This window comes from Bacteroidales bacterium MB20-C3-3, assembly GCA_035609245.1.
Lineage (GTDB): Bacteria > Bacteroidota > Bacteroidia > Bacteroidales > UBA932 > Bact-08.
Window position 1 is genome coordinate 1,196,868 of the sequence record CP141202.1, and the last position, 26,269, is coordinate 1,223,136.

At 40.9% G+C, this 26,269-nt stretch carries 24 protein-coding genes, 2 tRNA genes and 1 riboswitch; of the genes, 15 read left to right on the forward strand and 11 right to left on the reverse strand.

Going from position 1 to position 26,269, the window contains the following annotated elements; genetic code table 11:
* Positions 1-9 precede the first annotated feature (9 nt).
* The 4 genes from U5907_05420 to ruvX all read right to left on the reverse strand — a co-directional run bounded on the left by U5907_05420 (position 10) and on the right by ruvX (position 3,877).
* Complete coding sequence (locus tag U5907_05420; GenBank protein ID WRQ32023.1) at positions 10-1,362, reverse strand: DUF5009 domain-containing protein; 1,353 nt, start codon at positions 1,360-1,362, stop codon at positions 10-12.
* Positions 1,363-1,506: 144 nt separating this feature from the next.
* A complete protein-coding gene (locus U5907_05425; protein WRQ32024.1) occupies positions 1,507-2,859 on the reverse strand; it encodes a phosphomannomutase/phosphoglucomutase in 1,353 nt (450 codons plus the stop codon).
* A gap of 2 nt (positions 2,860-2,861) precedes the next feature.
* Positions 2,862-3,437, reverse strand: coding sequence for a peptide deformylase (gene def / locus U5907_05430; GenBank protein ID WRQ32025.1), 576 nt, complete (start codon positions 3,435-3,437; stop codon positions 2,862-2,864).
* On the reverse strand, positions 3,434-3,877 hold the full coding sequence (gene ruvX, locus U5907_05435) for a Holliday junction resolvase RuvX (protein WRQ32026.1): 444 nt from the start codon (positions 3,875-3,877) through the stop codon (positions 3,434-3,436). Before ruvX ends, def begins: the two co-directional genes overlap by 4 nt.
* Positions 3,878-3,925: 48 nt before the next feature.
* On the opposite strand from ruvX, the gene U5907_05440 reads away from it, so the two are divergent.
* From U5907_05440 to upp, 9 genes are all read left to right on the forward strand, one after another.
* Positions 3,926-4,306, forward strand: a complete 381-nt coding sequence (locus tag U5907_05440; protein ID WRQ32027.1) for a desulfoferrodoxin family protein — start codon at positions 3,926-3,928, stop codon at positions 4,304-4,306.
* 16 nt (positions 4,307-4,322) lie between these two features.
* Positions 4,323-5,189 (forward strand): M23 family metallopeptidase, encoded by an 867-nt coding sequence (locus U5907_05445; protein ID WRQ32028.1) that lies wholly within the window; start codon positions 4,323-4,325, stop codon positions 5,187-5,189.
* An 11-nt stretch (positions 5,190-5,200) separates the two neighbouring features.
* Positions 5,201-6,361: a 1-deoxy-D-xylulose-5-phosphate reductoisomerase gene (locus U5907_05450; GenBank protein ID WRQ32029.1), complete on the forward strand. Its 1,161-nt coding sequence runs from the start codon at positions 5,201-5,203 to the stop codon at positions 6,359-6,361.
* Positions 6,362-6,373: 12 nt separating this feature from the next.
* The gene (rseP, locus tag U5907_05455; protein ID WRQ32030.1) at positions 6,374-7,699 is read left to right on the forward strand and encodes an RIP metalloprotease RseP; all 1,326 of its coding nucleotides are present in this window, start codon (positions 6,374-6,376) and stop codon (positions 7,697-7,699) included.
* Between the two features lie 7 nt (positions 7,700-7,706).
* Positions 7,707-8,690 carry a DUF4837 family protein gene (locus U5907_05460; GenBank protein ID WRQ32031.1) on the forward strand — a complete coding sequence of 328 codons (984 nt, stop codon included), beginning with the start codon at positions 7,707-7,709 and terminating at the stop codon, positions 8,688-8,690.
* A gap of 79 nt (positions 8,691-8,769) precedes the next feature.
* Positions 8,770-8,844: transfer RNA gene (locus tag U5907_05465), tRNA-Glu, on the forward strand.
* 19 nt (positions 8,845-8,863) lie between these two features.
* The gene (gene rpsT, locus U5907_05470) at positions 8,864-9,115 is read left to right on the forward strand and encodes a 30S ribosomal protein S20 (protein ID WRQ32032.1); all 252 of its coding nucleotides are present in this window, start codon (positions 8,864-8,866) and stop codon (positions 9,113-9,115) included.
* A 74-nt stretch (positions 9,116-9,189) separates the two neighbouring features.
* The gene (gene radC, locus U5907_05475) at positions 9,190-9,879 is read left to right on the forward strand and encodes a DNA repair protein RadC (GenBank protein WRQ32033.1); all 690 of its coding nucleotides are present in this window, start codon (positions 9,190-9,192) and stop codon (positions 9,877-9,879) included.
* 40 nt (positions 9,880-9,919) lie between these two features.
* Positions 9,920-10,573, forward strand: coding sequence for a uracil phosphoribosyltransferase (gene upp, locus U5907_05480; GenBank protein ID WRQ32034.1), 654 nt, complete (start codon positions 9,920-9,922; stop codon positions 10,571-10,573).
* Positions 10,574-10,586: 13 nt separating this feature from the next.
* On the opposite strand, the gene U5907_05485 is transcribed toward upp, so the two are convergent.
* Both U5907_05485 and rpoN read right to left on the reverse strand, forming a co-directional pair.
* Positions 10,587-12,218 carry an amidohydrolase gene (locus U5907_05485; protein ID WRQ32035.1) on the reverse strand — a complete coding sequence of 544 codons (1,632 nt, stop codon included), beginning with the start codon at positions 12,216-12,218 and terminating at the stop codon, positions 10,587-10,589.
* Between the two features lie 9 nt (positions 12,219-12,227).
* Positions 12,228-13,637: an RNA polymerase factor sigma-54 gene (rpoN, locus tag U5907_05490; protein WRQ32036.1), complete on the reverse strand. Its 1,410-nt coding sequence runs from the start codon at positions 13,635-13,637 to the stop codon at positions 12,228-12,230.
* A 71-nt stretch (positions 13,638-13,708) separates the two neighbouring features.
* Here rpoN and U5907_05495 point away from each other — a divergent pair, with 71 nt between their 5' ends.
* Complete coding sequence (locus U5907_05495; GenBank protein WRQ32037.1) at positions 13,709-14,533, forward strand: 1-acyl-sn-glycerol-3-phosphate acyltransferase; 825 nt, start codon at positions 13,709-13,711, stop codon at positions 14,531-14,533.
* Positions 14,534-14,537: 4 nt separating this feature from the next.
* Positions 14,538-15,542 (forward strand): GNAT family N-acetyltransferase, encoded by a 1,005-nt coding sequence (locus tag U5907_05500; protein WRQ32038.1) that lies wholly within the window; start codon positions 14,538-14,540, stop codon positions 15,540-15,542.
* 5 nt (positions 15,543-15,547) lie between these two features.
* On the opposite strand, the gene U5907_05505 is transcribed toward U5907_05500, so the two are convergent.
* Together U5907_05505 and U5907_05510 are read right to left on the reverse strand one after the other, a co-directional pair.
* Positions 15,548-16,060 (reverse strand): SPOR domain-containing protein, encoded by a 513-nt coding sequence (locus U5907_05505; GenBank protein ID WRQ32039.1) that lies wholly within the window; start codon positions 16,058-16,060, stop codon positions 15,548-15,550.
* A 1-nt stretch (position 16,061) separates the two neighbouring features.
* Positions 16,062-16,526: a hypothetical protein gene (locus U5907_05510; GenBank protein WRQ32040.1), complete on the reverse strand. Its 465-nt coding sequence runs from the start codon at positions 16,524-16,526 to the stop codon at positions 16,062-16,064.
* A gap of 64 nt (positions 16,527-16,590) precedes the next feature.
* On the opposite strand from U5907_05510, the gene miaB reads away from it, so the two are divergent.
* Together miaB and U5907_05520 are read left to right on the forward strand one after the other, a co-directional pair.
* The gene (gene miaB / locus U5907_05515; GenBank protein ID WRQ32041.1) at positions 16,591-17,967 is read left to right on the forward strand and encodes a tRNA (N6-isopentenyl adenosine(37)-C2)-methylthiotransferase MiaB; all 1,377 of its coding nucleotides are present in this window, start codon (positions 16,591-16,593) and stop codon (positions 17,965-17,967) included.
* A gap of 14 nt (positions 17,968-17,981) precedes the next feature.
* The gene (locus U5907_05520; GenBank protein WRQ32042.1) at positions 17,982-18,392 is read left to right on the forward strand and encodes an OsmC family protein; all 411 of its coding nucleotides are present in this window, start codon (positions 17,982-17,984) and stop codon (positions 18,390-18,392) included.
* 64 nt (positions 18,393-18,456) lie between these two features.
* Here U5907_05520 and U5907_05525 read toward each other — a convergent pair whose 3' ends face one another.
* Entirely contained in the window at positions 18,457-19,536 is a 1,080-nt protein-coding gene (locus U5907_05525; GenBank protein ID WRQ32043.1) for a DUF5074 domain-containing protein, read from the reverse strand.
* Between the two features lie 27 nt (positions 19,537-19,563).
* A complete protein-coding gene (locus U5907_05530; protein WRQ32044.1) occupies positions 19,564-21,495 on the reverse strand; it encodes a TonB-dependent receptor plug domain-containing protein in 1,932 nt (643 codons plus the stop codon).
* A 25-nt stretch (positions 21,496-21,520) separates the two neighbouring features.
* Positions 21,521-21,706: riboswitch (cobalamin riboswitch) on the reverse strand.
* Positions 21,707-21,767: 61 nt separating this feature from the next.
* On the opposite strand from U5907_05530, the gene U5907_05535 reads away from it, so the two are divergent.
* Both U5907_05535 and U5907_05540 read left to right on the forward strand, forming a co-directional pair.
* Positions 21,768-24,578: a pitrilysin family protein gene (locus tag U5907_05535; GenBank protein WRQ32045.1), complete on the forward strand. Its 2,811-nt coding sequence runs from the start codon at positions 21,768-21,770 to the stop codon at positions 24,576-24,578.
* A 133-nt stretch (positions 24,579-24,711) separates the two neighbouring features.
* Positions 24,712-24,795 (forward strand) — tRNA-Leu (locus U5907_05540).
* Between the two features lie 374 nt (positions 24,796-25,169).
* Here U5907_05540 and U5907_05545 read toward each other — a convergent pair.
* Positions 25,170-25,946 carry a hypothetical protein gene (locus U5907_05545; GenBank protein WRQ32046.1) on the reverse strand — a complete coding sequence of 259 codons (777 nt, stop codon included), beginning with the start codon at positions 25,944-25,946 and terminating at the stop codon, positions 25,170-25,172.
* Positions 25,947-26,269 lie beyond the last annotated feature (323 nt).

A 26,269-nucleotide genomic window follows, 5' to 3' on the forward strand; every position in this document is an offset into this window, starting at 1 on the left:
AATATATTATTATGCTCTCCAGAAAATTCTTTTTTCACTTAAATAAGCTACCAGAGCCATTGTAAAGATTACAGCCACAGCGGCTCTTGCAACACCTATCCAGGGCCACCCCTGAGGATAAGCTGCAATATATATGTGTATTAGACCCGTTAATTTAAACACCGGCATAACAAGTGCACCAAAGGTAATATAACTCATCAGGGGATTACTACCTGCTCCTGAAAAAATCCTTGAGAAATAGGAAGCGGGAAACCAGTGTACCACAAAATCAGAGATAAATAGCAAATAAATTGAAATGCCCGTTGTGAAAAGACAATAAGAAACCGTACAAGGGACTTTTGTGATAGCACCTTCATAAAAGAGAAAAAGGCCTCCGCCGGAAATCATCACAGATGCAATCAGGGAGATTTGAGCGTATTGCGGAAAAACCCTTTTGCTTAATAACCATATTATCAAAGCAGCTGACACCGAGAATAGCATTTTATAAAGACTCCATTCAGTATAAAGAGCGATCATCATCCAAATAACAAACATCAAAAGATATGCAAACATCATAATCCTGGTAAAAAGATTAGCAGTTGCTCTTTCAAGCGAATCAAATCCACCAGGGAGAGAGACTCTCCCTTTTAAAATATCACCAACATATGTTGCAGGTAAAAGAATGAGCAGAAAATAGATATACTCAATATTGAAGAACCATCTCACCTCTTTAATTGCATAAAGCTTGACCGGTAAAGAGAAGTGCATTGTTGCAGATGCAAAAAGTAGTATTAATAAAAAGACTATAAACCTAAGCTTCAGGTTATCTCTTGTATAAAACCATATTAATGCCCCAAACAGGTAGATGAATGAGAGAAGAAATATAATTATCCCACTCCTGTATATAGTAATCTTCTCATCAAAGAAAAGAACACCCGCGATGATTAGCACAATTGAAAGAAGTGCCCCTGCTAATCTAATCCACTTATATGGCGGCTTTGACATATAGAGCATAAAAAGAGCTGCAAATCCTCCAACTGTTGCTAACTGGGGGAGCCAGCCGTCAGCTGTTGAAAAATCAAGAAAAACATAGAGGTACGAGAAGATCCATAGCATCAGAAATCTTAAGAAGATAGATTTCACGCCCATTTTACCGGAAGATCCGGCAAATGGTATTGCAACACCCATACAAAATATGAAAATGGGAAATACAAGATCTACCCACCCGATTCCTGAGACTGAAAAATCTAAATTATGTGCAGGTGGGGGATTTTGAATATGGTACATCCAGTCAGGCAAGACTCCGTAAGGAATAATCGCAGAGAATACCATCCCAAAGATGGTTAGTCCGCGGAGAAGATCCAGTGACAAATATCTTTTCATAGCCGGGTTTATGTCATCTTATGTATTCACCATAACATCTGCTGCCCCAGAAAATGCAATCCCTCTCCTCCAGCTTGCTGTTAAAGAGCATCTGATGTACAAGTCCGTTTCTATCAACAAGTTCGGCACATTTACATCTGCTTGTTATTCGAATTCTTTAAGAAGTTCCTTTACCTTTGCAACTTTTTGGGCAAGAAGATCTGCACCCTTTGCCTCTGCAAGGAACCTAAGATATGGTTCAGTGTTTGAAGGCCTAATATTAAACCACCACTCAGGGAATTCAACCCTGTATCCGTCAAAATCAAAGCTTGCAACAGCACTCTCTTCTGATAAAAAATAATCTCTCACCTTATCCATAGCCTCTCTCTTCTTCTCAATCCTGAAATTAATCTCTCCTGAATTGTCATATTTTTCTATTGCTGCGATAGCTTCAGATAATTTTACTCCCCTCTTCTTAAGCTTGGCGGTAATTCCAAGGATTATAAGGGCAGCCATTATCCCGGAATCACTATAAAAGAAGTCGCGGAAATAGTAATGACCGGCAAGCTCTCCACCGTAAATGCCGTTGATCTCCCTAAGCTTATGCGCTGCAAAAGCCCGTCCTACTCTCCAGGTATGAATCTCACCACCCATTGGGGTAAGATACTCTCCTACAGCTTTGGAACTTCTTATATCCTGAAGTACAGGACCTCTCTCTCCCCTCTCCTCCAGGAAGTAGTGACCAAGAAGTGCAATCATAAGGTCAGGCGATATAAATCTTGAATTTTCATCAACAAACATTACTCTGTCCGCATCTCCGTCAAAGATTACCCCTATATCACATCCCTTTTGAGCTACAAGGTTTCTAAGGTCGAGAGTGTTTTCAGGGATTAACGGATTTGCTTCATGATTAGGAAATGTTCCATCCATATTATCATAAATGTAATGAAGATTATCTCCGCCCTCTCCCATAATATCTTTGATTAGCAGAGCAGCCATACCATTTGATAAATCCATAGCTATGCCGAGTCCGGACATATCAGTTTTATATTTAAGCAAAAACTCAATATACTCCTGCCTGATATTAAGATCATGAACCTCCCCCCTCTTTCCTGCTGCAACAAGTTCTCTTGTCTCAATCCACTCTTTGATTGTACCAAGGCCGGTGTCAAAGCCAACAGGCAGGGCATTTTCCCTGGATATCTTCAGACCGTTATACTCTCTTGGATTATGAGATGCCGTTATTTGCGCAGATGCCTTGAATCCATATTTACCTGTAGCATAATAGACCATAGGGGTTGTTGAGAGACCAAGATCATAAACATCGGCCCCGGCGTCGGTTATCCCTTTCAGAAGTGCTTTATGAATCTCAGGTGATGACTCTCTGTCGTCTCTTCCAACTACCACCTTATCTGCCCCTAAAAGTTCAGGGAGAAAAAAACCAACCCTGTAAACAGTCTCTCTGTCAAAATCCTTATTATAGATTCCTCTTATATCGTATGCGTGAAATGCTCCCATAACTATCTTTTTTTTGCCGCCTGGGCTATTTTATAATGAGTCTTGACTTTACCATTCATAATATTGCCCAACTTGGACTGTAGCATCTTCCTCCTGATTGGAGCGCATAAATCAGTGAACAATATCCCATTAAGATGATCTATTTCATGCTGAACCATTCGGCAGGCAAAGTTATCAAGCTCCTCCCTCCTTTTATCAAAATTCTGATCGTAATACTCAACAGTAATCCTCCTGGGCCTTACAACTCCGGCATTTATATCCGGAATACTAAGGCAGCCTTCGTTGTACTCAATAGTCTCTTCACTCTCTTCCAGCACAACAGGATTTATCATTGCCCGTTTAAAATCTTTAAGCTCCGGCATATCATCTGCCAGCGGAGCCCCATCAACAACAAGAACCCTTATGGATTTCCCCACCTGAGGGGCTGCAAGCCCTACACCATCTGCCAGATACATTGTTTCAAACATATCGGGGATTAGTCTGGCAATCACTTCGGCTGCATCAGGAGCCGATAAATCAAATTCTCCGGCCCTCTCCCGAAGGACCTCTGAGCCATAAATATAAATTGGTAAAATCATAATGCTTCTCTTTTATCATCTTCTGATCTCTCTCTGGAATCCAGATAAGACTGGAGTATAATGGCCGCACTAACCTTATCAATGTTCCCCTTTATCCTCCTGTCACTTTTCTTCATTCCTCCATCAATTAGTGCTCTCATTGCCATTTTAGAGGTAAACCTTTCATCTTGTAGTGTAACAGGAATATCAGGAAATTGTTTCCTGAGCATATTCAGGAAAGGCTCCAGATCTCCTGCTGCTTCTGATGGCGTATTATTCAGGTTAACCGGATAGCCTACAACAATTCTTACAACTTTCTCTTTAAGGGTATAGTTTTTGAGAAAGGTAAGCACATCACCGGATGAGACAGTGTCAAGTGCAGAGGCAAAGATTCCGAGCGGGTCACTCACGGCAATACCCGTTCTTTTCCGTCCAAAGTCAATACCTACAATTCTCTCCATGTCGCAAAGTTAGTTTTTTTTTAGTACTTTTGAGGTTTAAACAGAGCTATGCCAAGACTATTTTCATACAAGGACTTTGAGTCCGGAAGCAGTAAAGTTAAGCAGTACGCAGACAAACATACCCCAATAGTTATTTGTGAAGAGGAGGCTGTAAGAGGAGAACCTTTTAAGGTTAAGGTGAGAATTGGCACAAATGTAAAGCACCCTAATGCTCCGGATCACCACTATGAGTACATACAGCTTTGGAATCTTGAGACCCTTGCAGGAGAGATTAAATTACAAAGAGCAAGCTACGGAGATGATCCTGTTTTTATAGAGACAGAATTTATTATTATACCAAAGGTTAGCCTGAGACTGGTCGCTCTTGCGTATTGCAACAGGCACGGACTCTGGAGAAGCGAAGAGGTTTATGTAAAGGTTAAAGATTAGTTCCACTACAGAAGAGATGGCAAAAGAGAAGGCAAAGAGAGAGAACAAAAACAGATTGAGAAATAAATTTCGCTTTTCAATCTTCAACGACACAACTCATGAAGAGCTGTTTGTTTTCCGTGCAAACGGACTGATGATGCTACTAAGTATAGTACTGTCAATTATTTTTATTGTTATTTCTGTAACTGTACTGATTTCATACACTCCTCTCAGAGAGTTTATCCCGGGATATCCGGATGCAAGGACCAGAAAGGAGATTGTACAAAACGCACTTAAGCTGGACTCTTTGGAAAAAACAGTTAAGCTATGGGATTTTCAGCTTAGTAACATTCAACGAATTGTTACCGGTCAGCCACCTCTGGAATTGGGCGACATTACAATAAAAAGTGACTCCGCTAATAGCCAGGGCATTTCCGGTAAAATATCAAAAGAAGACTCTCTGCTAAGGCTGGAGGTTATGAAGCAGGAGCAGTTTAATATTGGGAACGAATCCAACAGGGTAAATCAAATTGAAGGGCTTCACTTTTTCCCTCCAGTAAAAGGGATTGTCTCAGACGGGTTTAACCTGGCAACCAACCACCCCTATATTGATATTGCTGCACCCACAAACTCTGTAGTATCTGCTGTTCTTGACGGAACGGTCATCATGGCAACCTGGACAGATGAAACAGGCTTTACAATCCAGATACAGCACTCAAACGATTTGATTTCCATATACAAGCATAACTCTAAACTTCTTAAAAGAACCGGAGACAAAGTTAAGGCCGGCACAGCCATTTCACTTGTGGGAAGCACAGGAACACTCAGTACAGGGGCACATCTTCACTTTGAACTCTGGTACAAAGGGGTTGCTGTGGATCCGGCAAAATACATCAACTTCTAATCAAAATCCGGATGAAAAGAGGGATTGCAATCCTTGGATCTACAGGCTCAATAGGAACTCAGGCAATTGATGTTTGCCTGCGGCACCCTGATGTTTTCAGTGTAGAACTTTTAACAGCCCGGCAAAACTCAGCCTTACTGATTGAACAGGCTGTCAGGCTCCTTCCAAATGCCGTTGTGATTACTGACGAAAGCAAATACAAAGAGGTTAACGAAGCTCTCTCGCCTCACGATATTAAGGTATTCACAGGAAGAGAATCAATAAACGCCCTTGTTCAGGGAGATAATATTGACATTGTATTAGCCGCTATGGTTGGGTTTAACGGGCTGGAATCTACCCTTGCAGCAATAAGAGCAGGTAAAGCAATAGCATTGGCAAACAAAGAGACACTGGTAGCAGCCGGTTCACTGGTTATGGCACTTGCAAAAGAGTACGGATCACCAGTAATTCCGGTTGATTCAGAGCATTCGGCAATATTTCAGTGTCTACAGGGTGAGAGAATAAAAGCCGAGAAAATAATCCTTACAGCATCCGGTGGCCCATTCCTGAATAAAAGCCTTGCTGAAATTGAAACAGCCACTGTTACAGATGCCCTTAACCATCCAAGGTGGAAAATGGGCTCAAAAGTGACAGTAGACTCAGCAACGATGATGAACAAAGGGCTGGAGATGATTGAGGCCAAATGGCTTTTTGACATGGCTCCCTCAAACATTGAGATAATAATACACCCTCAGTCAATAGTCCATTCTATGGTACAGTTCAGAGATGGATCTGTTACAGCACAGCTGAGCACACCAGACATGAAACTGCCGATTCAGTATGCCCTTTCATACCCATTCAGACTCGATCTGGAGACAGAGAGGATTGATTTTGCACAACTGTCAAGATTAGATTTTATATCACCAGACAGGGATAAGTTTCCCAGTATAAATATTGCATACGAATCTGTTGAGAGAGGAGGGAACATCCCTTGTGCAATGAACGCTGCAAACGAAGTTGCAGTTGATGCATTTCTGAGTGGACGAATATCCTTCACAAGCATACACAAGATCACAGCTGAGGTTATAAGTGGAACGATGTTTGTTGCTGAACCTCAATTGGAAGATATTATAAAAACAGATGCCGGGGCCAGAGCCTTCGCATTGGAAATTCTAAAAAAACACAAAGCATAACAATTCTGGAAAATGGTTATTTTAATTAAAATTCTACAGGTAATTCTTGCACTCTCCATTCTTGTCCTTGTACACGAGTTTGGTCACTACTTTTTTGCAAGACTGTTCAAGATAAGAGTTGAAAAATTCTATCTCTTTTTTGACCCCTGGTTCTCCCTGTTTAAATACAAGCCTAAAAATTCCGACACCGAGTACGGGATAGGCTGGCTTCCACTGGGAGGGTATTGCAAAATATCAGGAATGATAGATGAGTCAATGGACAAAGAGGCTATGAAACAAGAGCCAAAGCCTTGGGAATTCAGAAGCAAACCGGCCTGGCAAAGGTTCTTTGTTATGTTTGGGGGGGTATTCTTCAATTTTATACTTGCAATACTCATATACTCAGCCACACTTTTTACATGGGGAGAAGAGTATCTTAAAACCGAAGATGCAGTTTACGGAGTGCATTGCAATGATCTTGCCAGGGAGATTGGATTTGAGAATGGTGATAAGATTATATCCTTTGACGGAGAAAAAGTTGTAAAATTTAACGAGCTCCAGGTTGTACTTGCCCGTAATCAGGCACAAACTGCTCAGATCTTCAGGAAAGATGAGAGCAAAGAGATTAATATTAATCCTCAATATATTCCTGCTGTACTAAATACTCCCGGAATGTTCTCACTCAGAGTTCCGTTTCAGATTCAGTCAGTGCCGGACTCTTCAATTAATGCAGCCTCCGGACTGATAGCCGGTGACAGAATAGTTGCGATTGATTCTACTGAGGCCTATATTATTCAGGACATTCAACAAATCCTTCAGAAGAGCAAAGGAGATTCTGTAACGGCAACAATCTCAAGGGGTACAGAGATATTTGAAAAGAGACTCGCAGTAGATGAAAATGGACTTATAGGAGTTGTCCTGGATGGCGACTTGCATAAATTTTTCAAAATAACAAACTCAGACTACTCTATGATAGCAGCAGTTCCTGCAGGTGCAGACAAAGCATTTTCCACAATTGGTAACTATCTGAAGGAGCTGAAATTAATATTCTCACCAAAGACAGAGGCATACAAATCTGTAGGCAGTTTTATTGCAATAGGCAATATATTCCCATCTGCATGGGACTGGCAGATTTTCTGGAATCTAACAGCCTGGCTCTCTATAATGCTTGCTGTTGTCAATTTGCTTCCAATTCCTGCTCTTGATGGAGGTCATATTCTATTCCTTCTTTATGAAATTATAACCAGAAGAAGGCCAAGTGATAAATTCCTGGAATATGCTCAGGTTGCCGGAATGCTTGTGCTTCTTGCAATTATGTTCCTTGCTTTTGGAAATGACATTTACAGACTTTTTAACTGATTAAGTTATGAGAGCTAAAAGTTTTTTAACATTCATTGCAGTAGCTTCATTACTGCTGGCATCCTGCACGAACGGCCCGAGACTTATGCCAAGCATTAGCGGCAAAGCAGGAGAGGTTGTTATTGTAGTAAACAAGGGGTATTGGGAGAGCGATCCCGGAATAGCTCTCAGATCAATCCTGGCTGTTGACCAACCTTTTTTGCCACAAAGAGAGCCGATTTTTACTCTGGTTAATATTCCTGAAAACGCATTTACAAGTATTTTCCAGGTCCACAGAAATATTGTAATTGTATCAATAAAAGAGGAGTATAAAGCAACTAAGATCGTATACCAGGAAAATGTCTGGGCAGCACCACAGATTGTAATAACTATCTCAGCACCTGATGCAAAATCTGCTGCTGAGGAGATTCAAAAACAGAGTGATAAACTGGCAAACTCCATCCTTCAGGCTGAGAGGAACAGAAACATTGCAAATGCTAAAAAATATGAAGAGAGAGGTTTAAGAACGCTTGTATCTGAGGCTTTTGGAGGCTCTCCTTTCTACCCTACCGGTTATAATCTCAGAAAAAAAACTGACGATTTTATATGGATATCATATGAAACAACCGGCACAAACCAGGGCATCTTTATATACAGGGTTCCCTATACTGACTCCACAAATTTCAGCCGTGAAAACCTTATAAGTATAAGGAATTCAGTGATGCAACAAAATGTACCCGGGCAACTTGAGAATACTTATATGATAACAAACCAGCTTATAGAGCCTGGTCTTAAATGGATTACATACAAACAGAGGACATTTGCAGAATTGAGAGGTCTCTGGGAGGTTCAGAACGACTTTATGGGGGGCCCGTTTGTAAGCCATTTCTTCCTTGACAAAGAGGGAAAAAACATAATCGGACTTGAAGCCTTTGTATATGCACCTCGCTATGATAAAAGAAATTACCTTCGCCAGGTAGAGTCAATTATCTATTCCTACGAGAATTTTTAAGATTTTTTTGCATCTAAAAAAAATCTTTCTACCTTTGCACTCCCAACTTAAAACAGAGCTTAGGCCCGGGTTGGGAAATGGTCCGTTCGTCTAACGGTTAGGACTCAAGATTTTCATTCTTGCAATAGGGGTTCGATTCCCCTACGGACTACCAAAAACAAAAAAATTTTAAAATGGCAAATCACGCTTCTGCAGAAAAGCGCGCGCGTCAAAGCGAAAAGCGCAGGGTGCATAACAAATATTATGCCCGCACAACAAGAAACGCTATCAAAGCGATACGCAATACAACGGATAAAGAGGCTGCCACAGCCCTTCTCCCTAAAGTTTTTTCAATGCTTGACAAGCTGGCTAAAATTAATGTAATTCACGCCAACAAAGCATCAAATCTAAAAAGCGGTATTGCTAACCATGTAAGCAAATTGTAAGTTTTTTACTTTTTGACATAAGAATTTAGAGAGGCTTCCCTAATATTGGGAAGCTTTTTTATTATATGTCAATTATGGCTGAAAAACTACCAATCAAAGAGTGGAAAGAGGATGAGAGACCTCGTGAGAAGATGGCAGCTATCGGGGCAGAAAACCTGAGCGACGCTGAGCTTGCTGCAATAATTATCGGCTCCGGGAATAGGGAGGAGAGTGCTTTAGATCTGGCCAGAAGAATACTCTCAATGCACGATAACTGTTTAAGAGTGCTTATGTCTGCTTCGGCAGAGAGCCTTATGTCTGTAAAGGGAATCGGCAAAACAAAAGCTATAACTCTGCTTGCGGCAGCTGAAATAGGTAAAAGGGTGAATACAGCCAGAACAAAAGAGTTTCCTGAGATTCACTCATCACAAAGTGCAGCTAATGTAATCAGCCCGGTTTTAAGAGACCTGCCATACGAAGAGTGCTGGGTACTCTATCTTAACAGAGCGAATAAACTGATTTCCAAAAACAGACTGTCAAAGGGGGGGCTCTCTGCGACAGTAGTTGATGTAAAATTCATTGTTAAAGGGGCCCTGGAGAAGCTTGCCAGTGCTATCATTTTAGCGCATAATCACCCGAGCGGGAATGCCAGACCTGGAGAGAGTGACAAGACACAAACAAAATTACTAAAGGATGCGGCTGCACTTTTTGATATTACTCTGCTGGATCACATAATAATTGCCGGTGACAAGTATTTCAGTTTTGCAGACGATGGGATAATCTGATTATTTCATATATTTGTGAAAATTTCACAATCAAAATCAGATGAAGATAATCAACCTGGGTGAGAAAGATTCCGTTCTCAACTCTTTCATTGCGGAGATACGCGACCACGTTATCCAAAAGGACAGTATGAGATTCAGGAGAAATCTTGAAAGGATTGGAGAGGTCTTTGCCTATGAAATAAGCAAATCTCTGGATTATTCAGAAAAAGATGTTGTAACTCCTCTAGGAATTGCTAAATGCAGAACTCACGACAATGAAGTGGTTATTGCAAGCATTATGAGAGCAGGGCTCCCTTTGCACGATGGGATTCTTCACTATTTTGACAAGGCTCAGAACGCCTTTATAGCTGCATACAGGAAGTATGGCAAGGACAATAAGTTCACTATACAGATTGAATATGCCAGCAGTCCGTCAGTCGAGGGCAGAACTTTGATTCTTGCAGACACAATGCTTGCCACAGGATCATCCGTAGTTCTTACATATAACAGACTTTGCGAAATCTCAACACCGGTGCACACACATATTGTCTGCCCGATTGCAAGTACAGAAGGGATTGAGTATCTCTCCAGACATCTGCCTCATAAAACCACAACTCTCTGGGTAGGTGCAATTGACGAGGAACTCACTATTAAATCATATATAGTCCCCGGCCTTGGTGATGCCGGAGACCTTGCTTACGGGAGCAAACTCTGATTGTTATTATAAATTATTGAGCTTTATAAACCTCCTCTCCTGCTACAAAGGTTCTAAGAACCTTTGTATTGGGTACATCCTGACGGTCTGAGGTGATGATGTCCCTGTCAAGAACAGTGAAGTCTGCGAATTTACCCTTTTCAATACTTCCCTTAAGATTCTCTTCAAAGGAGGCTTTTGCTGCCCATATTGTCATTGACCTGAGTGCCTCTTCCGGAGTAAGTGCGTTTTCCATCTGGAATCCCTCCTGAGGAATGAAATCAAGATTTACTCTGTGAACAGCTGCAAAATAGGTGTAGAGAGGGTTTACCTGTTCTATCGGAAAGTCTGTGCCTGAAGGGAGCCATCCGTTTTGATCCAGCAATCTTTTATACGCATAGGCTCCCTCGATTCTCTTTCCAACTCTGTCAACTGCCCATAGCATATCAGATGTTGCGTGTGTAGGCTGAATTGATGGTACTATATTATATTTTCCAAACAGATTGAAATCATCCGGATGAATAATCTGAGAGTGCTCTATTCTCCATCTTAAATCATTTCCTTCAGGGAGGTATTTTGAATACAGATTCAAAGCAAGCCTGTTTCCGGCATCACCAATACAGTGAATGGCTACCTGAAAACCATGCTCAAAAGCCCATTTGGCATTTGAGTCCAGTACCGCATCTGTTGTTGCCTGTATCCCGTAAATTGATTTGTTGTCTGAATATGGCTCAATCATAAGCGCACCTCTGGATCCAAGGGCACCATCTGCGTACATCTTTATTGTCCCTACTCTGAGACGACCTTTTGTATAGGGTTTGTCTATTCTGGCAAACATCTCATCTCCGGGAGTAAGCCACAAATCTATTCTCAGCTTCATATCCCCCTCACTCTGCATACTATCAAGAATTTCAACAAGTCTCAGATCTGCTCCTGCACTTGATATTGAGGTAAGACCATATTTAAAACACTCCTCTTCTGCCGCAAGCAGCATTCTTCTCATCTCTTTTGAGTCCGGTTCAGGGACAATCTCCTTAAATCTGTCTGCAGTATTCTCCAGAAACACTCCTGTAAACTCTCCCCCTTTCATTATTGCCTCTCCAGGAAGTATTGAGGGATCACTCGGTTTAATACCGAGTCTCTCTATTGCAGCCTTATTAACAATAACAGCATGGAAGTCAATCCTGGAAAGGATAACAGGTGTCTCAGGGAAAAGCTCATTTAGTTTTGAGTTATCCGGGAAACTCTTCTCCGGCCATAAATTCTGATCCCATCCGTCTCCCAGCAGATAATCTGATGGTGACTCATTTTGCCTCGCCTCCAATTTATTGAGAATCTCATCAAAGGAACGAGTTCCTCTCAGATCTACCCTAAGCAAGCCGGCACCCAAACCAGTAATATGGCAGTGAGCATCATTAAATCCTGGATACATGGCGTTTCCTTCAAGATCCACCATCTTTGCAGATCTGTATGTATTAAGAATCTCATCATCTGTACCGGTTGCCATAACGAGACCATCCTTAACTGCAACTGCAGTGCATGTTGAAAATGAAGAATCGGCCGTATATATAAGACCATTATAAATTATCAAATCTGCTGTATCTTTCATCTGACAAGATGTTAACATAGTAAATGCTGAAGCAATACCCAGGAAAATTTTTTTCATAATATATATTTATAACTCCTTGCGCAATCTTGCAATAGGAATATTTAGCTGCTCCCTGTATTTGGCAACTGTTCTCCTTGCAACCTTGTAACCTTTATCACTTAGAACTGAAACCAGCTCCTCATCAGTTAATGGCTTTTTCTTATCCTCAACATCAATACTTGATGCAAGAATATTCTTTATCTCTCTGGTTGAGACCTCCTCTCCGCTATCGGTCATGAGACCCTCTGAGAAAAAGTATTTAAGCGGATAGATCCCAAAATGTGTCTGTATATATTTACAGTTAACTACCCTTGAAATAGTTGAGATATCCAGTCCGGTTTTCTCTGCTATATTCTTAAGCACCATAGGCCTTAACTTTGTCTCATCGCCCTCAATGAAATAATCCCTCTGGAATTCTATTATTGCGTTCATGGTATTCTCCAGGGTATTGTGGCGCTGTCTGATTGCCTCAATAAACCATTTTGCCGAGTCAAGCTTTTGCTTAACAAAGGTCGCTGCCTCCTTTCCCTCTCTGCTGGATGAATTTGCTGAAGAGACCAGTAAATCTGCATATCTTTTATTGACTCTTAACTCAGGCACGGTAAATCTGGGCATTGACATTACAAGTTCCCCATCTTTATATTCAAGAAGAAAATCCGGAACTACCTGCTGCGCCTGCTCTGCATATGAGTCATCTATTTGCCCTCCCGGTCTTGGATTAAGGTGTACAATCTCCTCTATGGCATCTTTAAGATCATCCTCTGTTATATCCATCCGGGATATAATCTTTGAATAATGCTTCTTTGTAAACTCTGTGAAAAAGTCTTCAAGTATCTCTTTTGCAATTTTCTGGGCTTTTGACTCCCTCCTGCTTTTTATCTGAAGGAGCAGACACTCTCTAAGATCTCTTGCACCAATCCCGGCCGGCTCAAACTCCTGTATTTTCGCCAGAATTCTCTCCACCTCGTGCACATCAGTAACAATGCCCTGACGGAACGCAATGTCGTCTGCCAAAGAGTCGGTATCCCTCCTTAAATAACCATCATCATCAAGAGAACCTATAATGTATTTGGCAATAGTTCTTGAATGTTCATCCATATCGCTGAACCCCAGCTGAGATATCAGGCTTTGGTGAAAACTCTCCTTTACAGAAAAAATGCTGTACTCCTGCTTAAGATCTTTCCCCTGATTATTTACATACAGTTTATAAGAGGGAATCTGGTCTTCTGCACTGTAATCACTAAGAGACAGATTACCTGATTCACTCTCATCCCTCTCCTCGTCATCCCCCCCCTCATCCAGTACAGGATTCTCCTCAAGCTCTTTTTTAATCCTTTGTTCAAGTTCCAGCGTAGGTAACTCCAGCAGCTTTATGGTCTGAATCTGGAGCGGTGATAGCTTCTGTTGCAACTTTTGCTGTAAACCCTGTTTTAACATATAAATGGATATGCGTTTATGCAAAGATATGATTTTTATTTAACTTCGCACTCAGATTAAACCCCGCTCTAATGAACGAAAAAGAGAATAATCTCCGGATTGACATTGAAAGAATAATTGGATCCAAAAACCCAAAATTGCTCAAGGTTATTCCTAAGTTTCTGATCAATTTTGCCAAGAGAGTCATCCATCAGAAGGAGATAAACGAGATACTTGAGCACCATGGTCATCTTAAGGGAAGAGCATTTGCAAGTGCTGCCCTGGGAGACTTGGGTATAAAATATAAAGTCCACGGTATTGAAAAAATCAAAAGACCCGGGAGATATATGTTTGTCTCCAACCATCCGCTTGGGGGGCTGGACGGAATGATTCTTATTGAGGTGTTCGGGGAGATGTTCGATAATGTCAGGTTTGTTGTAAACGACCTTCTTATGCACATTGAGCCATTAAAATCTGTGTTTGTTCCGGTGAACAAATACGGCAGACAAAATGTCGACAATGCAAAGATGATTCTTGATGCATATGACTCAGATGCTCAGATTTTATACTTCCCCGCCGGATTGTGTTCAAGAATGATAAACGGAGAGATAAAGGACCTTGACTGGAAAAAAAGCTTTGTAAACCAAGCGATTAAACATGGAAGAGATATCATTCCAATATTTTTCGGAGGAAGAAACTCTACCTTCTTTTACAAATTTGCAAACATAAGAAAATCACTGGGTATAAAGTTTAATTACGAAACTATCCTTCTTCCGGGAGAGATGTTCAGACAAAGAAATGCTACCTTTGACATATTCATTGGAGACCCCGTTACTCACCAAATGCTTGTGAGCGAAGGGAGTCCTGCATACTGGAGCGAGAGACTCAGAGGCGAAGTGTACAATCTAAACAGATAACAAAATGGAACCTGTAATACAACCAGTTGACAGAGAGCTCATAAAAGAAGAGCTAACCTCTGATAAATTTATCAGGAACACTAGAAAGGGTGACAACAAAATATATGAGATAACTTACCACAACTCTCCCAATACTATGAGAGAGCTGGGGCGGCTGAGGGAGATTTCCTTCAGGCTTGCAGGCGGAGGAACCGGCAAACCACTTGATATTGACGAATTTGATACCGATATAAGATATCCTTACAAACAGCTTATTGTATGGGATCCTAAAGATGAGGAGATACTTGGAGGATACAGATATATTCACTGTACCGGATTAGAGACAAAACACCTGGCTACAAGCGAACTCTTTTCATTCTCCGATAAATTTATTAAAGAGTATATGCCCTACACAATTGAGCTTGGCAGATCATTTATCCAGCCCAATTATCAGAGCACCAATATCAGAAGAAAGGGGCTGTTTGCACTTGACAATCTCTGGGATGGGCTTGGGGCACTTATGCTCAGGCACCCGGATATTAAATTTTTCTTTGGAAAGGTTACAATGTATACCTCATATCATATGAGTGCCAGAAACACTCTTTTGAATTTTCTAAACAAATATTTCCCGGATAATGAGAAGCTAGTTACACCTATTATACCTCTTGACTACGACAGTATAAATCCATACTATGGAGATCTGTTCAAAAATCTTGACTACAAAGATGCATACAAGCTTATGTCTAAAGCTGTAAGAGATCTGGGCGAACACATCCCCCCTCTTATTAACTCATATATGAATCTCTCTCCAAACATGAAGGTGTTTGGAACCGCTATAAATGAGCATTTTGGCGGAGTTGAAGAGACAGGAATCCTTGTCAGTATTAAGGATGTATATCCGGAAAAAATTGAGAGATACATGACACCACTTTTAGCCCTGGCAGAAAAGTTCAGAACAAAATGGTGGCTCACAACAAAAGAGCTTGCTGCAAGAGCAAAGAGAAAGAAAAGCAAGTATAAAAAAAGATAATACGGTTAAAGCGGCGGAAAGTTTATACTCTCTCTGACAACAAAAGCAGAAGGGTATTCAGAAGATATCTCCCTTAACAATCTCATAGCCTCTGATTTTGTTCTGAAATCACCTACAGTAACCTTGAAAAATGGGCTTTCGTGGTTCCAGTATGCTCTTACAGAATTATACCTGCTTAAAAAACCATTCATAACCTCCTGGGACCTTGATCTGGCATTTTGCTTGTTATCAAAGAATATTCTTACTCTATATCCGTTTAATTTTCTTGAACCGGCTGCCTGCAGATGTGCATTTACAGCCCTCTCCACTCCGGCACTCTGAGAGAGAGTAACCCTGGCCCCTCCATCTCCGGGCTCTGACATCATACCCAGAATACTTTTTAAATAGAATGAGGAATCCATTACCGGAGGTGCAATAATCTTTACTGTATCCGGTGTTGTGACAATCAACTCCTGTGCAGTTAGCTTTAGAGTACCTGTTAAAAATAACAGGGAAGCAATCAGAAATACTTTTCTCATCTCAGAACTTATTTACCAATTTTTCCAAAGGAAGATTTTTAAATTTAAAAACCCTCTTATTCCCTCTGTCATTTGAAATAACACCTCTTACATCAACTTGAAATACAGACATTTTCCAGCTGTTTATATTCAGCCCCAGCGAGAAAAGAGAGATAGGATCAAGAAGTTCAACATTTATTTTTGTTTTATTTGAGGATGTTTTACCCCTCTCTATTAATCCGGACTCAATCAGTCTGAATTGAGCAAAATTTACCCCCTCTTTCTTAAGGAAACCATCAGTAGAGGTAAGTGTAAGATCTCTTGAGGATCCGTTTCTGACAACATACTCCAGCTCAACTTCAGCCCTTGATGTGCTTAAAATTTTAACATCAGTAAGCTTGACATCAAGAATCTCAATATCCCTGTAGTTATTACATCCGGACAGTAATGTGATTACTAATATTATAAACAGTGAAAATTTCTTCATATTATTTTGAGGATTTATGCAAAGGTATAAAAAAGCTATATTTGCACCCATTAAACTAATCATAATGACAAACAAATATCATTCCGTAAAGCCCATTAAAGGATTTGGAGAGAAGAGGCTTTTCATTGAGACATACGGATGTCAGATGAATGTAAACGATAGTGAAGTAGTTCTATCTATACTTCAGCCCGCCGGATACACTCTTTGCGAATCAATAAAAGAGGCAGATCTAATACTTATTAACACCTGCTCAATCAGAGACAACGCAGAACAAAGAATTTGGGGAAGGCTTGACCTCTTCAGGATTGAAAAAACAAAGCGTAAAGGTGTAAAAGTAGGGATTCTGGGCTGCATGGCAGAGAGACTTAAGGAGGATCTGCTTAACCATCCGGCTGTAGATCTTGTTGCCGGTCCAGACTCATACAGGTCACTCCCGTTTCTGCTGGAGAGCCTTGACGGAGGAGACAAACAGATAAACACAATGCTCTCTCAGGAGGAGACCTATGCCGACATCTCACCTGTAAGAATGGACAAAAACGGAGTATCCTCCTTTATTTCTATTATGAGGGGATGCAACAATATGTGCTCCTATTGTGTTGTTCCATATGTGAGGGGGGGGGAGCGAAGCAGAGATCCGCAGAGTATTGAGAGGGAGGCCAGGGAGCTTTTTGAAAATGGTTACAGAGAGATAACTCTTCTGGGGCAGAATGTGGATTCATATCACTGGGTAAACCCTGAAAACCCTACAGAGAAGACATCCTTTGCAATGCTTCTTGAAATGGTTGCACTGATTGATCCATCGCTTAGAGTCCGGTTCTCAACATCCCACCCAAAGGATATGAGTAACGCCGTTCTTTATACAATGTCCATGTATCCCAATATTTGCAAGCATATCCACCTCCCGGTACAGTCAGGAAGTGATGCGATGCTGCTTAAGATGAACAGGAAATATACCAGAGAGCAATACCTTGAGAGAGTTTCAAAGATTAGAGAAATAATGCCTGATTGCTCAATTTCCACAGATATAATTGCAGGCTTCTCCGGAGAGAGCGAAGAGGACCACGCAGATACTCTGTCTGTAATGAAAGAGGTAGGATACTATACCGCATTTATGTTCCAGTATTCGGAAAGGCCAAATACAAAGGCGGCCAGAAGATATCCGGATGATGTTCCGGCTGAGGTGAAGAGCAGAAGACTCAACGAAATAATAAAACTTCAGGGAGAGCTATCTCTGATAAGCAACAGGGCAGATCTTGGCAAGGAGTTTGAGGTGCTTGTTGAGGGTTATTCAAAGAAATCCAGGGCAGAGCTTACAGGTAGAACTCAACAAAATAAGACAGTAGTATTCCCTGCAGGAACACATAAAAAGGGAGATTATGTAAAAGTAAAGATAGAGTCCTGCACATCGGCAACACTGCTTGGAAAAGAGATTATTCAATAAAAAAAATATTAAAAATGACAAAGATTCGCACATTTTACATTGGTGACCTCAAAACAGAGGCAGAGCATCTGAAATCAGGCAGCAAAATTATGACAGAGGCTCCGGAAGATAATAACGGAAAGGGAGAGATGTTCTCACCAACAGATATGTTTGCAACATCACTCGGCTCTTGTATGATGACCATCATGGGAATTGCCGCTCAGGCACACGGATTTTCCGTAGATGGTATGAGAATTGAAACCGAGAAAATTATGGCAGCCAACCCCCGCAGGGTTGCAGAACTTAAACTTGACATTTACCTCCCAAGGAAATACAGTGACAGAGAGATGAGATTTATCGAGAGCTCGGTTAAGACCTGCCCGGTTGCAAACAGCATACACCCGGACATAATCAAAACAATAACTTATCACCAACCAGAAGAGTAAATAAAAGAGGGCCCGGTCAATGGCAGTTGACCGGGCCCCTCTCTTCAGCGACAACTTTCAATAATCAGAAGAAGAGATATCGGCTGGTGCCAATTCCCGCACCGGCCGATGTTTTTAATATCCCGTCAGGACCTGCAACTTTGAGAAGTGAGTTTGATGAAAAGCTTGTCTCTGCTGTAAATATATTCCCGGTTGAAGGGCTTACGCCCACACCATAGAAGTATGTTCCGGTGAAAACCTCTGAAATACTGAAATTAGCTACATCCATTGAGAAAATTGATGCTCCGGTGGGATTGTAGTTTGAATCATATTCGGTCTTATAGGTATATATTTTTTTACCCTTACCGTCTGAAGTAATAAATCCGTCCATTGAATCAACAGGTATATCAACAACTTTATCTGCGACCAGAGAGGATGGGTCAATTCTTACCAGACCTTTATCAGGGAAAGATGCCCATAACTTATAAGAGCTGTCAAATACCAGATGTTTTGCATTACCTGTAACTCCGGAAGGCCTTATGGTTGCAATTACCGGATAGTCCTCCCTGGATGCATCAAATACTCTTACTCCCTCCTTTACAGCTACAAAAAGTCTTGTCCCAAACATAGCAATACCTTCAGCATCTGTCCCGGCAGGAATTCTTTTGACAAGAGCTTTGCTAACTGCGTCATATACTGCAATATACGAATCAGGATACTCCCACCATCCCAAATCATTTACTTCATAATTATAATCCCAGTTTGTAACAAAGAGTTTATCCCCTGCAAAAATCATATTTCTTGGAGAAGCCAGAGAATTGGTTATTGAACTCTTAAGCTTTCCTGTGGCAGCATCCACTATATCAATTTTATCTGGATTATTGCAGACAAGGTATGCCTCTTTCTGAGGAGATACCGTACCTGAAATAATAGTTGCACCTATAGAAATTCCGCTATTGGCTGTTTCATAAATTCTGTTTGTGATGGTCATTGTCTTCTCATCAAAGAGTGAGAGACTGGCAGAGTGCTCTGTAAAGTTACCCTGGTTAATAATGAGAACCTTCTGTTCAAAGGTAACATCCGTACCAGGAGTATCCTTTTCACAAGATGTAAATAATAGAATTGCTGCAAATGCAATTAGAAGAAATTTAAAACTGTTTTTCATTTCTGGAAATATTTTATTTTTTATTAGTTAAAATCTGTATTGAAAATTGATAAGCCAGTTAAAACCGGGCATTGCATAAAATTTCACATTCTGGTAGCTTACATTAAAAATATTCTTAAAAACCACCCCCGCAACATATTCGTTATTCTTCAATTTCCCCTTGTAGGAGATCCCTCCGTCTGTAAGTGTATATGATGGGAGAATATCATAAATATCAAGTGTGCTTCTTTTTCCTGTGTAATTTAAAGAGATATGCAGAGTAAATCCGGAGTACTCGGAGGATGCTGTCGCCCTCCATGAGTTTTTTGGCTGATATGCCAGCTGCTCACCTTTTGCAGGATCCTCTGCCCAGAGAGGAGTGACAGTACGGATATCTGTAAACGCATAACTACCTTTTAAGGAGACTACTATCTGATTTGCCGAGTAGTTTGCCTCGCCTCCTGCCTCAACCCCGCGTGAGAGCACCTCAGGGATATTCCTCGGCCTCCAGACCTCTCCTGCCGGCAGCCACCTTATCCAGTCATTTACAACGCTCCTGTAAGCTGTTACAAATGCTGAGGCACTCCACACCCCCTCATACCAGCCCCAGTTTATCCCCGTCTCCAAACTTCTGGATTTCTCACTTTTGAGATAAAGATGATTACCTCCCCAGTATCTGTCATTTAAAGAGGGAATCTTTGCATTACCGGACCACGATCCCCTTATATAAAGAGAGTGGCCTCCACCTGCAGGAATTCTCAGCCTTGCATTAAGTATTGGCATTATGGGAAGAGTTCCGGATGATGAATAAATATATCTTGCACCTATTGAGGCGGACAGCAATCCTGCACCATCCAGTTTAGCCATTAAATAGCCCCCTGCCCTGCTCTCCTCCCTATCTGCAATATATGATTTTACAAAAGGTTTTATATACTCTCCGCTGAGCCCGCCTCTTAAGGCAAAAACAGATATTTTATACTCCATATCTGCACTGGCCATAACTCTGTTTGCAGATATTGTATCCTCTTTATACCTCTCCAAATCATTTGCAAAAGAGGATGCAACTCTCCAGGAGAGATTGGCAGTGCTCCCCTCCAGTAATGCAGAAATCTTAAGATTATTGTCGTAAATTGAGTTATGTGTTTCAGGCCTGTCGTTAAGCGATACAGATGGTTGTATCTCTCTGTCAAAATCGAGATACATAACTGAAGTATTAAAGGTTCCAAGCAGACCCGCCTTTACATAAAACTCCTGAATAACACCCCAGTTTGAGATTGCAGCATTATTAAGTCTCTCAACAGGCCTTCCGGGTTTTGTATTGTTCTCAAAAGTATAGTTGTTCCTGGATTTGTTAAAGAGAACAGAGCTTCTGGACTCAAATATCTTTCCCGAGTATCTGTAGGTAGCCCCGGTAAAGAGAGAGCCATAGCTGCCAGCCGACAGAGCAATATTTCCGCTGTGACCACCTCTCCATTTTGCTCCTGTTTTTAACTTGACTGTACCCCCTATACTTCCATCTCCATAAAGAGCAGAACCTCCGCCAATATGAATATCCATTTCATCAAAAAAGTACAGCGGGATGTGAGAGAGGTCGGCCTGACCCATAGTGGGAAGCGACATATTCTGCCCGTTCCAGTCAATTGTGGTGTGCGAAGAGGAGGTACCTCTTATTGAAAGAAATGCATTCATCCCTCTTCCGTACTCTTTGATGTATGCCGCGTTATTGGCTTTTATGAAATCTGCCAGAGTTGCGCTCTGCATCTTCTTTACAGCCTCCTCAGAATATGATATAATATTGGTACCCGGAGAGAAGCGCTTTAGATCTGCCGGACCCTGCTTTTTAAAAGCAGTAACCATCACCGAATCAAGTCTGTTTGCCTTGGCTGTATCTCTCTGTTGTGCAAAAAGAGAACTCACCGGTACAAAAAGATGCACGGCAACAACACATATAAATACAAATAATGAAAAATAGTTTTTCATCGCTCTCTTTTTCCCGAAAGTTCGATTAAATATGTTTTGTCCCTGCAGGTCTTCTGACTCAGCTTTTGCATCTTCGCCTTCCCACCTAATGGCAGTGGCCGACTGAAGAAAACCCCAAATTGATGGGGAGAGCTTTACAGCAGCGGGTACTGTTCCCGGATTACACGGGATTCCCTGAAGCTGGAACGGCACAAAGATAACTTATTTTCATCTACAAGGCCAAATTTTTGTTAAATTTGGTAGTTTTCACTCACTAACTATAATCAATTATTATGTCAAAATCACTCAAATTACTACTGCTCACGGCATTAGTCTTTACTATGGCCGCCTGCTCTACCCAGAAAGAGAAGGTAGAACTCAATTATGAACAGTACACACTGGATAACGGACTCAAGGTTGTTCTCCATCAGGACAAATCAGATCCAATTGTTGCTGTTGCAATTCAGTATCATGTTGGATCAGGAAGGGAGAAACCAGGGAGAACCGGTTTTGCCCACTTCTTTGAGCATATGCTTTTCCAGCGCTCGGAGAATCTTCCTAGAAACGCATTCTTTACAAAAATCGCCAAACTTGGCGGTGAATTCAATGGTTCCACAAACTCAGACGGAACAAACTACTACGAAGTAGTTCCAAGAGATGCCCTGGAGAAGGTCCTCTGGATGGAATCTGACAGAATGGGATTTTTTATCAATACAGTAACTCAAGGTGGTTTAGAGAGAGAGATTGACATTGTATCAAACGAAAAGCGTCAGAACTATGACAGCCAGCCATACGGACACTCCAGCACCATTATGGCAAATCAGATGTATCCGGCAGGCCATCCTTACAGCTGGACAACAATAGGTGAAATTGCAGATCTAAGAGCTGCCACAATAGATGATGTTAAAGAGTTTTACAACACATACTATGTTCCAAACAATGCAACCCTTGTTGTGACAGGAGATTTTGATCCGGCCCAGGCAAAAGAGCTTATTCAGAAATATTTTGGTGAGATTAAAAAGGGGAATGATGTTCCTAAACCTCAAGTTCAGCCGCTTGTTTTTGAACAAAGCAAAAGGCTGGTTTTTGAAGATCAGTATGCTAAATTACCTCAGTTATCACTAACTTTTCCAACAGTTGAGCAATATAACGAGGACTCATATCCACTTTACTTCTTTACCTCTCTGTTTGCAAATGGTAAAACAGCTCCGCTTTATAAAGTGGTTGTAGAGGAGAAGAAACTTGCCCCGTCTGTTGGTGCTTATAATATGACAAGAGAGATTGCGGGTCAGGCACAGATCCAGATTCGTGCTTTCAATGACATCAATCTTAACGATGTTTATGCTGCAATTGAGGAGGCATTTGCAAGATTTGAGGCCGAGGGTGTTAACGAACTCGAGCTTGAAAAATTAAAAGTAGGCCAGGAGGCCGCTATCTATAACAGAATGTCCGGAATTCTCGGCAAGGCGATGATGATTGCCCGCGATACAGAATTTGCAGGTAAACCAGATGCAACATTTGATGAGCTTAATAAATACCTGGCTGTAACAAAAGAGGACATAATAAGAGTATACGAGAAATATTTCAAAGGGCGCCCATATTTTGCACTTAGTATGGTTCCTGCCGGCAAGGCAGATCTTGCACTTGCTGAGTCAGTTGTTACTACTGTAGCTGTTGAGAATGTAGCAGACCAGACAATGAAATCACAGACAGGCAAATTGGTGGACGACGAATACGAGCGTACTCCATCTGCTTTTGACCGTTCTGTAGAACCTGACTTCCTTGCTAATACACCTACCATTACAGTCCCTGCTATATGGAACACTGAGCTTCCTAACGCTGTTAAACTTTACGGAATCCAGCATAAAGAGCTCCCTCTCTTCCAGGCATCGGTAAATATGAAGGGTGGTATGCTTCTAGACCCTGCAGGAAAAGAGGGACTTGCAAGTATTACTGCTCAGTTGATGAATGAGGGAACAGCACTTAAATCTCCTGAAGAGCTGGAGAGCGCATTGGGTCTGCTTGGCGCAAGAGTTAGATTTTACTCAGGAACAGAGGGTATGGGAATAAGCATTTCCGGTCTTTCAAAAAATTATGAGAAAATAGTTGCTATTGCTCAGGAGATGCTACTTCAGCCAAGATTTGATTCAGCAGCTTTTGAGCGTCTGAAAAACGAAATTAAAACCACTATCCGTCAGATGTCTGCTAATCCAAGGGCTATTGCCACAGAGACAGCAGGTAAATTGATATACGGAGAGGGAGGAACTCTTTCAAGAATGGCTTACGGAACTGCAGCAAGTATTGACGCCATCACTCTTGAAGATGTTAAAGCATTCTATGCAGCAAACTACAGCCCATCTATTGCAAACATTACCTTTGCAGGATCACCTGATCAGAAGAGAGTGGTAAAGGCCCTTACAACTCTTACAGAGAACTGGCCTGCAAAAGATGTAGTTATACCTGAGCCTGTAGCAGGAGTATCGGCACAAAGAGGAGTAATCTACTTCGTTGACTACCCTAACGCGCCTCAGTCAATGATTATCCTTGCAAAGACAGCAATGCCTTTCAATGATCCTGACTACTATCCTGCAGTAATTGCAAACTACAAGCTTGGATCCGGCTCTCAGGGAATGTTGTTTGATGTTCTCCGTCTGCAAAAAGGGTACACTTACGGAGCATATTCAAGCTTTATGGCTGCTCAGCATCAAAACCTCTTTATGGCACAGTCAAGTGTTCAGGGAAGCGTTACAATGGATGCAGTGAAGACATTCAAAGATCTTATCGGCGGATACTCCGAGATGATTAATGAGGAGATGCTTGCATCTGTTAAGAACTCTCTTCTTAAATCCAAGACATCTTCATTTGAGACAATTGGTGATATTCTTAGTATGCTTAACGATATAGCAAACTACAATATGCCGTTTGACTATGTGAAGCAGCAGGAGAATACAATCAACAATATCACTGTTGACCAGCTTAAGGAGATCATAACAAAACACATGAACATAAACGATATGATTTATGTGGTTGTGGGAGATGCAAAGAGCCAGATGAAACCACTTGAGCAGATAGGACTTGGCAAACCTGTACTTGTTCAAAGGTAAATAACGAGTAATCGTATAAACCATAACCCCAAAAGTGTTTCAAATGCTTTTGGGGTTTTTAAATTTTTACATACCTTTGTCACCCTTGTTTACCGAAACAGCAGGCCGCTTCAGAAAGCCACCTGAAAAACAAGCCCGGATGGCGGAATCGGTAGACGCGCTGGTCTCAAACACCAGTGGCCGCAAGGCTGTGCCGGTTCGATCCCGGCTCCGGGTACGAAAAAAGCAGGTAGTGATGCCTGCTTTTTTCGTACCGTCGCTTGCCGGATGCGGCAAGCTCCTTTTGTTTGTCCCACCCCCCGGCCCCCTCCGGGGAGGGGGAGCGTCGCTTCGCTCCGAAAAACCAAACTCAATTATTTATCAGTAAGCTATTTTTCATCAACGAACTTGCACCAATTTGCACCAGAAACATTATTTATTGGAAATTTGAACTTAAAATGTTCCTGAATTTTTACTTGGGATGTCCAACTTTAGTTTGAAAATAAATGATTTTGTCAAATGAAACAAAATTCTATTTTTTTTGGGGAGCTGACAAAAAGGGGATTTTGACAATATATTCTTAAATAAGTTATTATAATAAATTCCCTAAATTTATTTATCGAAAACTTTTCCTAAATTATCAATTCCTGCTTTGATCATTTTTTGCAGCAAATTCCCTAATTGGATTATTTGCTTTTCAAATTGATTAGTTGTTTCTATTGTAACTGCCCATTCGATATTTTCTATCACATTTAATTGTTTTATAACCTTTTCATCTTTATGACCTGCTGTATTATTCCTTACGACATTTATGTATTCCCAATTTTCTCGTACAAATTTCTCTAAATCTTTCTGGGCTTTAGTTAAGTCCGTATAAAAAGATTTATACCCTTTCCTTTCGATTAGTTTCTTAATCTGTCTTATTATTTGATTTGGGGCATCATACATTATAAGATAAGATTGACGAGCAAAAAAACGTTTATCCCATTCAGAAGTAGCTGAATATAACCCTTTCTGTATCTTTTTTATATCAATAGAAATTAAAGTAATGTACCCGGAAATATTCCAAATCAAGGCATTTTCTTCAAATGCTAGTCTTTTTGCCTTATATTCTTCTCTTATAGAATTAACCTCAGCTATTTGTCTTTTAATATCTTGTGTATGTGGTTTATGTTTTAGTAATTTTTCAAGAGTAGCATTAGCTTGTTTCAAGACAGGCTCAATTTTTGCGATTTCAGAGTTAAGATGGTTTAGACTTTCCTTGAACAATTCTATCTGTAATTCTTCCTCTTCTATTTTAGTCTGCAAATCAATGATAATAGACTTACCCTCTGGTGTAGACATCTTTATATCTAAAATTTTATCTACGTCGGTAGTTATATAATTCATTTTTTCATCTATTTATTGTTCAACATATTGTCGGAACCCCTTAAAGAAGGACAGTACCCCTTTTGACAAATATAGTAAATCTATTTTAATCATTACTAACTATTTGTATCTAGTTTTCAACTTCAAAATCAACTCCAAATCCCTGATAAAAAGTTCGGAAAAATGTCCTATTCCTGGTACTTGAACAAACAAACCCTAATTGATAATGAATCAGTTAGGGTTCTCTGTTTTACGATTTGCACCATTTTTGCGCCACATCTCTCCAAATAGGATAAATTATACCGAAATATCTCCCTGAATTTTTCACTTTTTGGTACTTCAAA

What these genes read in the sequence shown, in the direction of transcription:
- U5907_05420 (WRQ32023.1), bottom strand. Translation starts at nt 1,362, where the DNA reads ATGAAAAGATATTTGTCACTGGATCTTCTCCGCGGACTAACCATCTTT.
- U5907_05425 (WRQ32024.1), bottom strand. Translation starts at nt 2,859, where the DNA reads ATGGGAGCATTTCACGCATACGATATAAGAGGAATCTATAATAAGGAT.
- def (WRQ32025.1), bottom strand. Translation starts at nt 3,437, where the DNA reads ATGATTTTACCAATTTATATTTATGGCTCAGAGGTCCTTCGGGAGAGG.
- ruvX (WRQ32026.1), bottom strand. Translation starts at nt 3,877, where the DNA reads ATGGAGAGAATTGTAGGTATTGACTTTGGACGGAAAAGAACGGGTATT.
- U5907_05440 (WRQ32027.1), top strand. Translation starts at nt 3,926, where the DNA reads ATGCCAAGACTATTTTCATACAAGGACTTTGAGTCCGGAAGCAGTAAA.
- U5907_05445 (WRQ32028.1), top strand. Translation starts at nt 4,323, where the DNA reads ATGGCAAAAGAGAAGGCAAAGAGAGAGAACAAAAACAGATTGAGAAAT.
- U5907_05450 (WRQ32029.1), top strand. Translation starts at nt 5,201, where the DNA reads ATGAAAAGAGGGATTGCAATCCTTGGATCTACAGGCTCAATAGGAACT.
- rseP (WRQ32030.1), top strand. Translation starts at nt 6,374, where the DNA reads ATGGTTATTTTAATTAAAATTCTACAGGTAATTCTTGCACTCTCCATT.
- U5907_05460 (WRQ32031.1), top strand. Translation starts at nt 7,707, where the DNA reads ATGAGAGCTAAAAGTTTTTTAACATTCATTGCAGTAGCTTCATTACTG.
- rpsT (WRQ32032.1), top strand. Translation starts at nt 8,864, where the DNA reads ATGGCAAATCACGCTTCTGCAGAAAAGCGCGCGCGTCAAAGCGAAAAG.
- radC (WRQ32033.1), top strand. Translation starts at nt 9,190, where the DNA reads ATGGCTGAAAAACTACCAATCAAAGAGTGGAAAGAGGATGAGAGACCT.
- upp (WRQ32034.1), top strand. Translation starts at nt 9,920, where the DNA reads ATGAAGATAATCAACCTGGGTGAGAAAGATTCCGTTCTCAACTCTTTC.
- U5907_05485 (WRQ32035.1), bottom strand. Translation starts at nt 12,218, where the DNA reads ATGAAAAAAATTTTCCTGGGTATTGCTTCAGCATTTACTATGTTAACA.
- rpoN (WRQ32036.1), bottom strand. Translation starts at nt 13,637, where the DNA reads ATGTTAAAACAGGGTTTACAGCAAAAGTTGCAACAGAAGCTATCACCG.
- U5907_05495 (WRQ32037.1), top strand. Translation starts at nt 13,709, where the DNA reads ATGAACGAAAAAGAGAATAATCTCCGGATTGACATTGAAAGAATAATT.
- U5907_05500 (WRQ32038.1), top strand. Translation starts at nt 14,538, where the DNA reads ATGGAACCTGTAATACAACCAGTTGACAGAGAGCTCATAAAAGAAGAG.
- U5907_05505 (WRQ32039.1), bottom strand. Translation starts at nt 16,060, where the DNA reads ATGAGAAAAGTATTTCTGATTGCTTCCCTGTTATTTTTAACAGGTACT.
- U5907_05510 (WRQ32040.1), bottom strand. Translation starts at nt 16,526, where the DNA reads ATGAAGAAATTTTCACTGTTTATAATATTAGTAATCACATTACTGTCC.
- miaB (WRQ32041.1), top strand. Translation starts at nt 16,591, where the DNA reads ATGACAAACAAATATCATTCCGTAAAGCCCATTAAAGGATTTGGAGAG.
- U5907_05520 (WRQ32042.1), top strand. Translation starts at nt 17,982, where the DNA reads ATGACAAAGATTCGCACATTTTACATTGGTGACCTCAAAACAGAGGCA.
- U5907_05525 (WRQ32043.1), bottom strand. Translation starts at nt 19,536, where the DNA reads ATGAAAAACAGTTTTAAATTTCTTCTAATTGCATTTGCAGCAATTCTA.
- U5907_05530 (WRQ32044.1), bottom strand. Translation starts at nt 21,495, where the DNA reads ATGAAAAACTATTTTTCATTATTTGTATTTATATGTGTTGTTGCCGTG.
- U5907_05535 (WRQ32045.1), top strand. Translation starts at nt 21,768, where the DNA reads ATGTCAAAATCACTCAAATTACTACTGCTCACGGCATTAGTCTTTACT.
- U5907_05545 (WRQ32046.1), bottom strand. Translation starts at nt 25,946, where the DNA reads ATGAATTATATAACTACCGACGTAGATAAAATTTTAGATATAAAGATG.